This window comes from Ketobacter sp. GenoA1, assembly GCF_003671475.1.
GTDB lineage: Bacteria > Pseudomonadota > Gammaproteobacteria > Pseudomonadales > Ketobacteraceae > Ketobacter.
In genome coordinates this window covers 318,041-330,490 of sequence record NZ_RCHM01000009.1, presented here as the reverse complement: position 1 = coordinate 330,490, position 12,450 = coordinate 318,041, and the positions used below count along the sequence as shown (strand labels likewise).

The 12,450-nt window shown below is 53.6% G+C and carries 14 protein-coding genes; 9 read left to right on the top strand and 5 right to left on the bottom strand.

Translation table 11 applies throughout. The annotated features are described in order from the left end of the window. Positions 1–16: 16 nt before the first annotated feature. The 3 genes from ctaD to D9N13_RS02850 are packed head-to-tail and all read left to right on the top strand — an operon-like array spanning position 17 to position 3,119. Entirely contained in the window at positions 17–1,591 is a 1,575-nt protein-coding gene (ctaD, locus tag D9N13_RS02860) for a cytochrome c oxidase subunit I (RefSeq protein WP_290585594.1), read from the top strand. A 31-nt stretch (positions 1,592–1,622) separates the two neighbouring features. Continuing rightward, on the top strand, positions 1,623–2,195 hold the full coding sequence (locus D9N13_RS02855) for a cytochrome c oxidase assembly protein (RefSeq protein ID WP_290585592.1): 573 nt from the start codon (positions 1,623–1,625) through the stop codon (positions 2,193–2,195). Positions 2,196–2,225: 30 nt separating this feature from the next. Next, a complete protein-coding gene (locus D9N13_RS02850; RefSeq protein WP_290585590.1) occupies positions 2,226–3,119 on the top strand; it encodes a cytochrome c oxidase subunit 3 in 894 nt (297 codons plus the stop codon). Positions 3,120–3,146: 27 nt separating this feature from the next. On the opposite strand, the gene D9N13_RS02845 is transcribed toward D9N13_RS02850, so the two are convergent. Then, entirely contained in the window at positions 3,147–3,359 is a 213-nt protein-coding gene (locus tag D9N13_RS02845) for a twin transmembrane helix small protein (protein WP_290585588.1), read from the bottom strand. A 78-nt stretch (positions 3,360–3,437) separates the two neighbouring features. Between D9N13_RS02845 and D9N13_RS02840 the strand changes: the two genes are divergently transcribed. The 6 genes from D9N13_RS02840 (at position 3,438) to D9N13_RS02815 (ending at position 8,582) form a co-directional block, all read left to right on the top strand. Continuing rightward, a complete protein-coding gene (locus D9N13_RS02840) occupies positions 3,438–4,166 on the top strand; it encodes an SURF1 family protein (protein WP_290585586.1) in 729 nt (242 codons plus the stop codon). A gap of 17 nt (positions 4,167–4,183) precedes the next feature. Beyond that, positions 4,184–4,822, top strand: a complete 639-nt coding sequence (locus tag D9N13_RS02835) for an SCO family protein (protein ID WP_290585583.1) — start codon at positions 4,184–4,186, stop codon at positions 4,820–4,822. An 8-nt stretch (positions 4,823–4,830) separates the two neighbouring features. Beyond that, positions 4,831–5,871, top strand: a complete 1,041-nt coding sequence (locus tag D9N13_RS02830) for a COX15/CtaA family protein (protein WP_290585581.1) — start codon at positions 4,831–4,833, stop codon at positions 5,869–5,871. After that, positions 5,868–6,776, top strand: coding sequence for a heme o synthase (gene cyoE, locus D9N13_RS02825; RefSeq protein WP_290585578.1), 909 nt, complete (start codon positions 5,868–5,870; stop codon positions 6,774–6,776). Before D9N13_RS02830 ends, cyoE begins: the two co-directional genes overlap by 4 nt. 140 nt (positions 6,777–6,916) lie before the next feature. Continuing rightward, the gene (locus D9N13_RS02820; RefSeq protein WP_290585576.1) at positions 6,917–8,125 is read left to right on the top strand and encodes an autotransporter outer membrane beta-barrel domain-containing protein; all 1,209 of its coding nucleotides are present in this window, start codon (positions 6,917–6,919) and stop codon (positions 8,123–8,125) included. Between the two features lie 136 nt (positions 8,126–8,261). Next, entirely contained in the window at positions 8,262–8,582 is a 321-nt protein-coding gene (locus tag D9N13_RS02815) for a hypothetical protein (protein WP_290585574.1), read from the top strand. A 63-nt stretch (positions 8,583–8,645) separates the two neighbouring features. Here D9N13_RS02815 and D9N13_RS02810 read toward each other — a convergent pair whose 3' ends face one another. From D9N13_RS02810 to D9N13_RS02795, 4 genes are all read right to left on the bottom strand, one after another. Continuing rightward, positions 8,646–9,767, bottom strand: coding sequence for an acyl-CoA dehydrogenase family protein (locus D9N13_RS02810; protein WP_290585572.1), 1,122 nt, complete (start codon positions 9,765–9,767; stop codon positions 8,646–8,648). A gap of 23 nt (positions 9,768–9,790) precedes the next feature. Continuing rightward, positions 9,791–10,996, bottom strand: coding sequence for an acyl-CoA dehydrogenase family protein (locus tag D9N13_RS02805; protein WP_290585569.1), 1,206 nt, complete (start codon positions 10,994–10,996; stop codon positions 9,791–9,793). A gap of 128 nt (positions 10,997–11,124) precedes the next feature. Then, positions 11,125–11,973, bottom strand: coding sequence for a hypothetical protein (locus D9N13_RS02800; RefSeq protein WP_290585566.1), 849 nt, complete (start codon positions 11,971–11,973; stop codon positions 11,125–11,127). Between the two features lie 95 nt (positions 11,974–12,068). Next, a complete protein-coding gene (locus D9N13_RS02795; protein ID WP_290585563.1) occupies positions 12,069–12,428 on the bottom strand; it encodes a PilZ domain-containing protein in 360 nt (119 codons plus the stop codon). Positions 12,429–12,450: the final 22 nt, after the last annotated feature.

Here is a 12,450-nt window from a genome sequence, read left to right as displayed (position 1 = left end):
ATAGGGGGAATTCAAGATGGGTGAACATCACGGCCCAATGAAGGGCATTAAACGCTGGCTATACGCAACCAACCATAAAGATATCGGCGCGATGTATCTGTGGTTCAGCTTCATCATGTTTCTGACCGGTGGCGCCCTGGCCATGGTCATACGTGCTGAGCTGATGTATCCCGGCCTGCAACTGGTAGATCCGAACTTTTTCAATCAAATGACCACCACCCACGGCCTGATTATGGTGTTTGGTGCGGTCATGCCCGGCTTCGTCGGCCTGGCAAACTACATGGTGCCCTTAATGATCGGCGCACCGGATATGGCATTACCGCGACTCAACAACTGGAGTTTCTGGATTCTGCCCTTTGCCTTCTCACTGCTGATCTTTTCCATCATTCAGTCGTTCCTGGGCATAGCGGATGCACCTAATTTCGGCTGGACATTCTATGCTCCCCTGTCCACCAAATACGGGCCCGCCTCCACTGACTTCTTTATCTTCTCGGTCCATATGATGGGTATCTCATCCATTATGGGTGCCGTAAATGTGATTGTGACCATCTTCAACCTGCGTGCACCCGGCATGACCCTGATGAAAATGCCGTTGTTCGTCTGGACCTGGTTGATCACCGCATTTCTGCTGATTGCGGTTATGCCGGTACTGGCAGGCGCCGTCACCATGATGCTGACCGACCGACATTTCGGCACCAGTTTCTTTGATGCCGCAGGCGGTGGTGATCCGGTGCTGTTCCAGCATGTATTCTGGTTCTTCGGCCACCCGGAAGTGTACATCATGATTCTGCCGGCCTTTGGTATCGTGTCGGCGATCATTCCCACCTTCGCCCGCAAACCGCTGTTTGGTTACGCCTCCATGGTGTACGCCACCGCGTCCATCGCCTTCCTGTCGTTTGTAGTATGGGCACACCACATGTTCACCGTTGGTCTGCCGCTGGCCGGCAACCTGTTCTATATGTACATGACCATGTTGATTGCAGTACCCACCGGGGTGAAGGTGTTTAACTGGGTGGCCACCATGTGGCGCGGCTCCATGAGCTTTGAAGTCCCTATGCTGTTCGCCATTGCCTTTGTCATCCTATTTACCATCGGTGGCTTCTCCGGCCTGATGCTGGCCATCACTCCGGTGGATCAGCAATACCATGACACCTACTTTGTGGTGGCCCACTTCCACTATGTGCTGGTCTCCGGTGCGGTGTTCTCCATTATCGCCGGGGTCTATTACTGGCTGCCGAAGTGGACCGGGCGCATGTACAACATCGGATTGGCCAAGCTGCACTTCTGGTGCTCATTGATCTTCGTCAACCTGTTATTCTTCCCCATGCACTTTGTGGGGCTGGCGGGCATGCCGCGGCGTTACTCCGATTACTCACTGCAGTTTGCCGATTTCAACTGGTGGATCAGTATTGGTGGCTTTGGTTTCGGCCTCAGCCAGCTGATTCTGTTGTGGATTCTGATTGACGTTTGCTTCCGCAAAAAAGGCGAAGCAGTCAGCGATCAGGTATGGGACGGCGCCGATGGCCTGGAGTGGACACTGCCCTCCCCTGCGCCGTACCACAGCTTCTCCACTCCACCGGTTGTGAAATAATCACGGGCAACAAGCAAGGGAGCCTGGCGCCATGACAGAGCAACACACAGCACAGCAAGCCAACAGCAAACTGGTGAAGAAACTTTTGCTGATTGTCGTTGGTATGTTTGTTTTTGCAGTGGGTGTGTTGCCTCCAATGTATGACGCGATCTGCGATATCACCGGCCTCAACGGCAAAACCTCCAATGAAGCCGCCGATACCAGCAACGCAGTGGTGGATGAGGAGAGGAGCGTTACCATTCAGTTCCTGGCGAACACGGATCCGGCCATGGTCTGGGATTTCAAACCCAACACCTTCAGCATGAAGGTGCATCCGGGGGAAATTCACAAGGTCGATTTCCATGTTCGCAACCCAACCTCCCGCTTCATCGTTGGCCAGGCTATCCCCTCGGTGGCACCGGCGCAGGCCACGCCCTATTTTAAAAAGACAGAATGCTTTTGTTTTAACAGTCAGGAATTAAAAGGCGGCTCCGAAATGGACATGCCGTTGATTTTTTATGTTGATCCTGAGCTACCGAAGAACGTGCGTACCATCACGCTTTCATACCAGCTCTACGATATTACGGAATCGACGGACAAGGCCCCATCACTGGCCGCCAATTAACAGGATTTTGATCGCTTGAGGAGATCAACAATGGCAGAAAAAAATACACAATACTATGTGCCGGAACAAAGCCCCTGGCCCTTCATCACCGCCGTCGCACTTTTTTTGGTGGCGCTGGGTGCGGCTACCTTCATACAGCAAAATTCCGGCAGTGGCATCGTCACCAATGAGGGTTCCTCGGGATCGATCATACTTCCGCTGGGGCTGACGCTGATCGTCATCATGATGTTTGTCTGGTTTCGTGACACCATCAAGGAAAGCCTGGCCAATATGAACAGCCCGCAGATGGATCGTTCCTATCGCATGGGGATGTTGTGGTTCATCTTCTCTGAAGTCATGTTCTTCGGGGCGTTCTTCGGGGCGCTTTTTTACGTGCGCATATTGGCGGTACCCTGGTTAGGCGGTGCCGGTGAAGAGGCTATGACCCATGAACTGCTGTGGCCCAACTTTCAGGCCATGTGGCCACTGACACAGACCCCGGGCGGCGGCACGACAGAAGCCATGCCGGCGTGGGGTTTGCCTTTCCTGAACACCGTGTTGCTGGTGAGCAGCAGTATTACCCTGACCATTGCCCACCATGCACTGGTGGCCGGACAACGTAACAAACTGCTGCTTAATCTGTTTATTACTCTGGTATTGGGCTTCGCTTTCCTGTTTTTCCAGATTGAGGAGTACATTCACGCCTACACCGAATTAGGGCTCACCCTGGACGCCGGCATCTATGGTTCCACGTTCTTTATGCTCACCGGTTTCCACGGCATGCACGTCACCATTGGAGCCACCATGCTGACCATCATGTTCCTGCGGGCATTGAAGGGCAACCTGACACCGGATAATCACTTTGCTTTTGAAGCATCCGCCTGGTACTGGCACTTTGTGGATGTGGTGTGGCTGTTTCTCTTTGTATGCGTCTATTGGTTGTAAACCGAAACAAGGCTGGGCTCGCGCGGCTCAGCCTTTTAAACCATGGGGTTGAATCCAGCCCATGGCAAAAGCAGCTGCCAACAGCACCAGCAAGAACGCAGAAAAGCCCACACGATAAGCCAGCATTTTGACCGTGCGCTGCTTATCCCCTTCCTGATTTCGCACCAAAGATCTGAGAGCACCAAACAGACTGAATGCAATCACGAACAACACGGCAACGACCGCAATCTTTATCAACATAATGGTTTCCATTGGAAATGAAGTAGCAGCAGTATAACAATGAGCAAATCAGTAGCACATAGCCGGAGAGGATTTGTCTTGGCCGGGTTTCATTTTACCCCAGGCATCATACCATCCATCGTTACGTTACTGGCGTTGGCGCTGCTGGTTAACCTCGGCCTGTGGCAATTACGCCGGGCAGAAGCCAAACAATCCATGGTGGATCGCATGCAGGCCCGCAGCCAGCAACCCAGCCAAAGCCTGGCCGAATTACTGACCACGCCATTACCCAAGGACATGACAGACTATCCCCTGCACGCCACCGGCCACTACCTAAACGAGTTCAATCTGTTACTGGATAACCGCACCCATCGCGGTGAACCCGGCTACCAGATCCTGACCGCCTTTCTTGTCAACGATGCCACCCACAATCGCATCTTGCTGGTCAATCGAGGGTGGCTGCCTCAGGGGCCGGACCGCTCAATACCGCCCAAGATACCGGCGGAATCCGGCGAGATCACCATTCACGGCAGCGCGCACACCCCCAACCCCGATTTTTTCGTGTTAAAAGAAGATAACTATCAACAGGTGAGCTGGCCATTTTTGATTCAGAAAATAGACCTTGAAAAATCATCGCAGCTGTTTGATTATCCGCTAATACCTTTTGTGTTGCGCTTGGCTCCGGACGAGTCCTCACAATTTGTACGCGAATGGCACAGCCATTTCATGGGGCCGGAAAAGCATTACGGTTACGCAGTTCAGTGGTTTTCTCTGGCTGCTGCTTTACTGGTAATATACGTCGTGGTCAACACGAAACGAAAACAATAATAAAGCAGTTATTCCGCATGGACACCAACTCCCAATCAACCAGACAACGAAATCGCAAAACGCTTTTGATTGCCCTGGCCGTTTTTCTGATCCCTTTCCTTGCTGCGTTGGCTTTGCACAAAACCGGACTTTACAAATCCGTTGGCACCAGTAATCGCGGCGCATTGATTACACCACCGGTGGCCTTCGAAAGCATTCCCCTGCTGGATGAGCAATCCCAACAACTGGACCCAGGCAGCTTCCGCAAGCGATGGTGGATGGTCTATGTCATGCCGGAAGAGTGTGATCAATCCTGCGAAAACAGCCTGTACCAGATGCGCCAGATTCATGCCGCACTGGGTCCGGAACAAAGCCGTGTAGCCACCATGCTGATCAGTGCCCATGAACTAAAGCCTCGATATCAAACCTTGATTGCGAACGAGTTTCCCGAGCTCACTGTTGCCTACACCAAACCATCCGGTTTAAGGGATTGGTTTAATGACACAGATAACGATGCCCTCAAATCCAGCCAGGTGGGCTATATCTATCTGGTGGATACCATGGGCGCAGTGTTTATGTATTACCCTACTTACGCAGACGAGCAGGAGTCCATATTGAAAGGCCGGGATATGCTGAAGGATCTGCAAAAAGTACTTAAACTCTCAAAAATTGGGTGACCGTCTCTATGTGGCTTAAGCGTCTCTCAATCTTTGCGGTATTTCTTGCCTGCGGCGTGGTGGCCCTGGGTGCGTACACCCGCCTGCAGGACGCCGGGCTGGGCTGCCCTGACTGGCCGGGTTGCTACGGACATCTGGTGGTTCCAAAGTCCAGCGAAGCCATTTCAAACGCCAACGCCGCTTTCCCCGAGCGACCGCTGGAATCCCACAAGGCCTGGCCGGAAATGATTCATCGCTATTTCGCCTCTACCCTTGGCCTGGTGATCCTAGCAATACTGGCCCTCTGTATTCGAGCCCGCAAAAACAATCCTCAGGTGCCATTGAAGCTACCGCTGTTTCTGGCGGCATTGGTGATATTCCAGGGGCTTTTGGGAATGTGGACGGTGACCCTCGGGCTGTTTCCCACCATCGTCATGGCGCACTTGTTAGGTGGTTTCACCACCCTGTGCCTGTTGTTCTTGCTGGCCGTGCGACTGCACAACGGCCTCCCCGTTGCCGCCAGTGGTAACAAAGACAGTGAACACGCCTTCCAGAAAAAGAATGCAGTGCTGCGTTTTGGTATCATCGGTATCGTCATCCTGGGGTTGCAGATTGCACTGGGCGGCTGGACTGCTGCCAACTATGCTGCCACCGTATGCAGTGAACTGCCGATCTGTCAGAGTGGATGGCAACAGCATGTGAATATTTCCGATGCCTTTCAATTCTGGGGGCATGGTGTAGAAGATTACGAATTTGCCACCCATCTGGGGGCAGATGCCAAAATCACGATTCATGTGGCACACCGCGTTGGCGCCATCATTACCACACTGTACCTGGGCAGCCTTTTTGTCTGGCTGCTGGTGCGCAGCAACCAGACACCGGTTACACGCAAGGCGGCCAGCATCGCCCTGCTATTACTTTTGGCACAAGTAGGCTTAGGCATCAGCAATGTTGTGCTGGATCTGCCGCTGCTGATTGCGGTTGCCCATAATGGTGTGGCCGCCATTCTGATGATGGCGCTGATATTTCTCAATCTAAGCTTGTATAGATCAGGGAGAACAATACGATGAGCAGAGCAATTAGCAATGCACTGACCAGCTCCGTCAGCTGGCGCGACTACCTGGAGCTAACCAAACCCCGTGTTGTCATGCTGTTGATGTTAACCGCCATCGTGGGTATGTTCATGTCCACCCCCGGGATGGTGCCGCTGGATGTTCTGATTTTGGGGTCCATGGGTATGGCCTTCGCCATGGCCGCCGCGGCGGCGGTTAATCACGTGGTAGACCAGCGTATCGACAGCATCATGGCGCGCACGGAAAACCGGCCTGTGGCCAAAGGCAAAATCAGCTCACAAAAAGCCATTGCCTTTGCTGCCGGCCTGTCGGTGGCGTCCATGTTCATCCTGTCATTTTTCATTAATCCATTAACCGCCTTCCTGACGCTATTCGGCATAGTTGGTTACGCATTTGTCTATACCATGTACCTGAAACGCGCCACGCCCCAGAATATTGTTATCGGTGGCCTGGCCGGCGCGATCCCTCCACTTTTGGGTTGGACCGCCGTCACCAACAGCGTGGATCCACATGCACTGTTGCTGGTGTTGATTGTCTTTGTCTGGACCCCACCACACTTCTGGGCATTGGCAATTCATCGCCGCGATGATTACGCAAAAGCGGGAATTCCCATGTTGCCCGTCACCCACGGCATTGAATACACCAAATCCGCTGTACTGCATTACACGATTTTAATGGCGTTGTGCACTCTGCTGCCCTACCTGACTGGAATGAGTGGGCTGATTTACCTGACTTCCGCCATCATCCTGAATGCCATATTTATTTACTACGCAGTGCGCCTCAAATTTGCTCCGGTAACGGGTATCGCCATGAAAACCTTTGGCTATTCCATCGTATACCTGATGTGTTTGTTTATCGTTTTGTTGGTTGATCACTACTTCATGATCACCCTGGTTACCTAACAGCGCCCCCCTGAAAGTGAAATCCCTGGCCGCCAGACCCGGCGGCCTGCTTTAACGGTTCCCCGCTTTCGACCTTGTGCAAAAACCGCTAGAATTCACTCTTTATCTCAATCCCCCTGAATTGTGCGGAGCTTCCCATAATGATGATACGTCACCGCAGTGCGACAGCACTTGCGCTGGTAGCGGCGGCCTGTACCTGGCCGACACCACTTTACGCCAACCAGAACCAGACTAATTTCGAGCAGGAAATTGATGCCGTCTGTGAAGAGATCTTCCAGAATGAGGATGAGGTGTGCTTCACCCGAAGCGAGCCGGCATCCACCAGCACAGAACAAATCACCCCGGACGAACAACCGGCGCTGTACACCTCATTGGTGCAAATAAGCCACAATCAGATCAACAGCATCAAGCACCATGTTACCGGCCAGCGGCGTCAGTCTTTGGGGGAAGGGCTGGCAGTGCATGATCCAAAGCTCACGGGATACATCGGGGGTGCAGCCGGCGCCGAATGGATCCCGGGAACACGGATCAGTGCTTTCTTCAGCGGGTCAAAGGTGGACGGCGACCAGGACAGCACCGGCTTTGAAACCGGCTATGACCTGGCAACGGATCATTATACTTTCGGAATAGACCTGCAGGTTAACGCTGAGTGGCTGGTGGGAATAGCCTACGGCGCTACCGAAACAGAGCTTGAGTACAGCAGCGACTATCAGGATCGTTCCGACAATGATTCCGATCACTATCTGATATACAGCAGTTGGTACCGCAAGAATTTCGCGCTGGATATGACACTGGGCTACTCCAGCGGCGAGTTTGAAACCCGGCGCCAGCTCCCCGACGCGGTGGCCACCGGCACAACAGATAACAGTATGATCTACCTCAGCGTGGGCGGCGCGTACGATTTCAGCCAGGGTGGCTGGACCTATGGACCACTGGCCACGCTGGACTATCTGGATGGAGAGATTGACGCCTTTGCGGAACAGGGCGAGAGCAACTGGAACGCGCAATATGATCAACAGGAGGTTAAATCACTGATTTATACCCTGGGGGCTCAAACATCTTATGCCCACAGCCTGAGCTGGGGAGTGATACTGCCCTACGCCAAAGCGGTGTGGCGCTATGAATTCGAAGACGAGCGGGACCTGATCGTTGGGCGCTTCGCAATTAACCCCAGCGAGGAGTTCACCATCATTGCGGATCAACCTGACGTTTCCTGGTATGAGGTCAGTGCAGGCTTATCCGCCGTTTTCCCCCACGGCTTCGCTGCTTTTATCCATTACGAAGAAGTGCTCCGTTACAACGACACCAAACTTGCCACCCTTTCAGCCGGAGCCCGACTGGAGTTTTAACCAGGTTTTGATCACCGCTGGTAGTAACAGCGGTGATCAAAAGAACCTTCCCATCTAAGCCGCTCCACCCACTTGCCAATTCCCCCAGACACAGCTAACAAGAATAATTACCTAATCAAAAAACTTGAGGCTAGCCATGTGGGATTCGGACTCCGACCCAGTGCGGGAATACCATTACTACAACCAGGACGGAGTGTTCATCGGTAAGAGTGAGGGCGCTTCACCTCAGAAAGACCTGTTCGATCAGGCCCATTACGTTTTTGATGATCGCAGTGATATTGTAAAAAATCTGGATTTACTGGCCATCGCCAAACGAAAGCTGGCTAACCTGAGGAAAGAGCTGCTGGGTGTGCCTTTGAAAGACATTACCCGCATCATCGAACTGAACCAGTCCATTGTCGAGCTGGAAGCCGGCATTGAAGCCCTGGCCAAATCCTTAAATCAGAATACCGCCTGAAAAACGACAGGCCCGAATACTGTACCAGGCCTGTCCTTAATGATGGAAAACAACAAGCTACCTTCAGGCAACCCGACCATAGCGATTCAAATGAAAATCGGTGTTTCCCAAGAGTGCATCCATCGCAGTGAGACGTTTGAAGTAGAATCCTACGTTCAGCTCATCGGTCATGCCCATACCACCGTGTAACTGGACCGCCTGCTGCCCGATAAAGCGACCTGCTTTGCCCACCTGTACCTTAAACGCCGAAGCGGCTTTCTTGGCCACCTCACCGCCTTCCAGGTTACGCAGGCCTGCCATATACATGCTGGATTGGGTCAGCTCATGGGCCATGAACATGTCCACCATTCGATGCTGTAACACCTGGAATTTTCCAATGGGCAGCCCGAATTGCTTACGGGTTTTACAATAGTCCACAGTGTTTTTATAGAGCACTTCCATGGCACCCACGGCTTCCGCACCCAGTGCAATCACCGCCTCATCCAGCACCGTTTCGATGGCCGGTAAAGCCTGACCGGCATCTCCCAGCAGCTCGGCCGGTGCGTTGTTGAAGCTGATATTGGCCGCTCGGCCACCTTCCATAGTCGGATAGGGGGTCACTGTCACACCCTCTGCAGCGGCCTCCACAACAAACACGCTGATGCCGTCCACATCAGTCAAGGAACCACGGGTACGGGCCGTTACCAGCAATTTATCCGCCGCGTGACCATTCAGCACCATCACTTTATCTCCGCTCAGGGTGTAGCCGTCCCCAACCGCTGTAGCGCGCGTTCCGACGCAGGCAGGATTGCCCCTGGACACGGGCTCATCATAGGCCAGCGCCAACTGCAGCTCACCCTGAATTACCGGTGCCAGCAGCGCCGCCTTCTGATCGGGATTACCCAATGTTTCCACCAGGCGGCCGCCCATGATCACAGTGGGGATAAAGGGCTCGGTGACCAGCGCCCTGCCGAACGCCTCCATCATCAACATGACGTCAACCGCCGTGCCGCCAAAGCCACCGTTGCCTTCAGCGAACGGCACACTCAACCAACCCAGCTCTGCAAACATCTTCCAGTGGTCGGCGCTGTACCCCAGCTCGCTGGCCGCCAGGCGACGGCGGGTTTCAAAATCATAATCGTTCTGAATAAATTTGTTGATGCTGTCCACCAGCATGTGCTGTTCTTCGGATAATTCGAAATTCATAATGCTCTCCTGTCAGCCCGCAATCACAAGCCCAAAACCATTTTTGCGATGATGCCCCGTTGAATCTCATTGGAGCCACCATAGATGCTGGTGGCCCGCGTATTGAGGTAACGGGGCATGGCGGTCAGTGCGTATTCCGGCCCGATGGGTGCCACACCGGAGCCGGGCTCAAGCGCTTCCAGCTGCAACGGCAGCCCGGCCACACCCACGGCCTCAATGGCAAGCTCGGTGAGCTTCTGACTCAGTTCGGTGCCGACAATTTTAGTCATGGATGCCACCGCCCCCGGGCTCTGTCCGCTGCCCAGTGCGGCTTTAATCCGGTTTTCGGTGAACTCAAGGGCACTGATTTCGATTTCGGCTTCATACAACCGGCGCATAAAGTGCGAATCATCCAGCAGACAGCCACCATAACCATCCGCTTCCTGCTCTGCCATGGCCTTGATCTGCTTCAGATAGTGGTGCAGCCCCGGTGCATACTCCTGACCACCACGCTCGAAGGTCAGCAGGAATTTTGCCACAGTCCAGCCCTGGTTTTCCTCGCCGATGCGATTGGCTTTCGGCACCCGCACGTTATCGAAAAACACCGTGTTCTGCTCGCGCACACCATCCAGGCCGATGATGGGCTCAACACTCACCCCGGGGGCATCCATATCCATCAACAAGAAGGTGATGCCTTCCTGTGGCTTGCAGTCTTTGTTGGTGCGTACCAGACAGAAAATCTTGTTGGCGTAATGGGCGTAGGTGGTCCAGATTTTGGTGCCGTTCACGATGTAATCGTCACCATCGGATACCGCTGTGGTTTGCAACGCGGCCAGGTCCGATCCGGCACCCGGTTCTGAGTAACCCTGACACCAGAAATCCTCTCCCGACAATATGCGGGGCAGGTAATACTCTTTCTGAGCATCGGTACCACAACCGATAATGCAGGGGCCACACATATGCAACCCCATGGGAATCAGCTGCGGTGCATCGGCCTTTAAACATTCTTCGGCAAAAATGGAACGCTGCACCACATCCCAACCGGTGCCGCCGTATTGCTTGGGCCAATGGGGCGCAACCCAGCCTTTGGCGTGCAGAATTTTCTGCCAGGCCATGGCCCGCTCTTTATCATGGAACACACTGGTACCCAGGCGACCCGCTGCACGAATATCATCGCTCAGGGAGTCATTGAGGAAATCACGCACTTCTTCGCGAAACTGCCGGTACTCCGGCTTCACAGACAGATCCATATTCACCTCTGGAAAAACAACAAAATGGCTGCTTCGTCAGGCCAAACGCCCGCCGCTTCTGCGAGCTCAGGCGAGCAGTAATTTTGCGATATTTTCCAATGACGTGAACGATCAGTCGATGGCCAAAACTATCTTTGTAATGCTTTGATCAGGCGAGTGAGGGCTTGGGACAGCTCCTTGGCGGCAGATTCATCCCGGGCGATAACGATCCAGTCGGCGCCGGTGACGGGGTGTTTGATAACACACTGATCGCTGGCTTTACTGCAGCGATAACTGACATAGGGATTGACCCCAAACGCATCCAGGCTGGTGGATGAAATGGCGGATTGGCCGCCGTTTGCCGGGTTTACCTGCTTACGCACCACCGACAATTGGGATGGCTTCTGCACCGACACCTGAAATTCCAGCCGGGGGGAGGTATTGCGGTTCTTGATGCGACCTTCCAGGTACTCATAGGCATTCAGCAGGCTGTTGATATGAAGCACCAGGGAATCCTGCAGGGTAGGGGCTATATAGAGTTTACTCACCTTATCGTCATAGGCTTGTCCGGCACGATCATCGCGCTCAATTCCGCCACTGGCCTGGATTAACTGGTCGCGGGATTGCGACACCGCGTCCCGGGAATCCCGTTGCAGTTCTATCTGAGTAATCTTGCGCAGGGCATCCTCATAGAATTCCGCCTCACGCCCCGCCTCTTCCACATACCGTGAAAGCTGCTCATTGGCCTTCACCAATTCGCCGTAGTGAAACGCTATCTGCCCGGCCAGGTAGTAAAATTTCGGCGCCGGGCTGACTTTCAGGGCATCGATACGATCGAGATAACCCCGCGCGGCATCGTAATTCTGCTCTGCCAGTTTTTCTTCTGCGGCCAGAATCAATCGATCCGCTTCCATGTCGGCGGGTAAGGCCCAGACAGACGAGCCGGTGGCAAACACCAGAATGGTGGCTAAAATGCGGCAAACAAAGGCTATATTCATAAATCTATCAGTGAGTTATCGATCACCAGATGATTGTGACAGCATCACTGCCGAGGAGCAACCAGGGCCACGGCACCAGGCCCCTGAGATGTGATTCAATCGAGCTTAAAACTGAAATAACTGCTGAGACCTTCGATCAGGGACATCAGTTCTTTGGGTGGATCGATCAGCTTGAAACCGGTATCGAAACAATCCGGGCTGACATCGGGGCGGCACCAGCAACTGAGGGCATCAAAATCGATGTTGCGGGCACCTTCAATTTCACGGGGCAGCTTGATCCGGAACTGAAACACGCTGTGGGTAAGCAACGGAATGTGGCTGACCAGGCGCAGGCCCTCGGTGGAGATATTGACGATATAACCAATCGGCTTTCCGGTTTTGCGGTTATACACGCTGAGATAGTACTTTAAGTGGTGCCTCTGGATGACACGCTTTTCTCTGATTCGCTTTTCCATAGTCCCCGGTTTTACGCTCAAC

Excerpts from the sequence above, each read along its gene's own strand:
- ctaD (WP_290585594.1), top strand. The coding sequence starts at position 17 with ATGGGTGAACATCACGGCCCAATGAAGGGCATTAAACGCTGGCTATAC.
- D9N13_RS02855 (WP_290585592.1), top strand. The coding sequence starts at position 1,623 with ATGACAGAGCAACACACAGCACAGCAAGCCAACAGCAAACTGGTGAAG.
- D9N13_RS02850 (WP_290585590.1), top strand. The coding sequence starts at position 2,226 with ATGGCAGAAAAAAATACACAATACTATGTGCCGGAACAAAGCCCCTGG.
- D9N13_RS02845 (WP_290585588.1), bottom strand. The coding sequence starts at position 3,359 with ATGTTGATAAAGATTGCGGTCGTTGCCGTGTTGTTCGTGATTGCATTC.
- D9N13_RS02835 (WP_290585583.1), top strand. The coding sequence starts at position 4,184 with ATGGACACCAACTCCCAATCAACCAGACAACGAAATCGCAAAACGCTT.
- D9N13_RS02830 (WP_290585581.1), top strand. The coding sequence starts at position 4,831 with ATGTGGCTTAAGCGTCTCTCAATCTTTGCGGTATTTCTTGCCTGCGGC.
- cyoE (WP_290585578.1), top strand. The coding sequence starts at position 5,868 with ATGAGCAGAGCAATTAGCAATGCACTGACCAGCTCCGTCAGCTGGCGC.
- D9N13_RS02820 (WP_290585576.1), top strand. The coding sequence starts at position 6,917 with ATGATGATACGTCACCGCAGTGCGACAGCACTTGCGCTGGTAGCGGCG.
- D9N13_RS02815 (WP_290585574.1), top strand. The coding sequence starts at position 8,262 with ATGTGGGATTCGGACTCCGACCCAGTGCGGGAATACCATTACTACAAC.
- D9N13_RS02810 (WP_290585572.1), bottom strand. The coding sequence starts at position 9,767 with ATGAATTTCGAATTATCCGAAGAACAGCACATGCTGGTGGACAGCATC.
- D9N13_RS02805 (WP_290585569.1), bottom strand. The coding sequence starts at position 10,996 with ATGGATCTGTCTGTGAAGCCGGAGTACCGGCAGTTTCGCGAAGAAGTG.
- D9N13_RS02800 (WP_290585566.1), bottom strand. The coding sequence starts at position 11,973 with ATGAATATAGCCTTTGTTTGCCGCATTTTAGCCACCATTCTGGTGTTT.
- D9N13_RS02795 (WP_290585563.1), bottom strand. The coding sequence starts at position 12,428 with ATGGAAAAGCGAATCAGAGAAAAGCGTGTCATCCAGAGGCACCACTTA.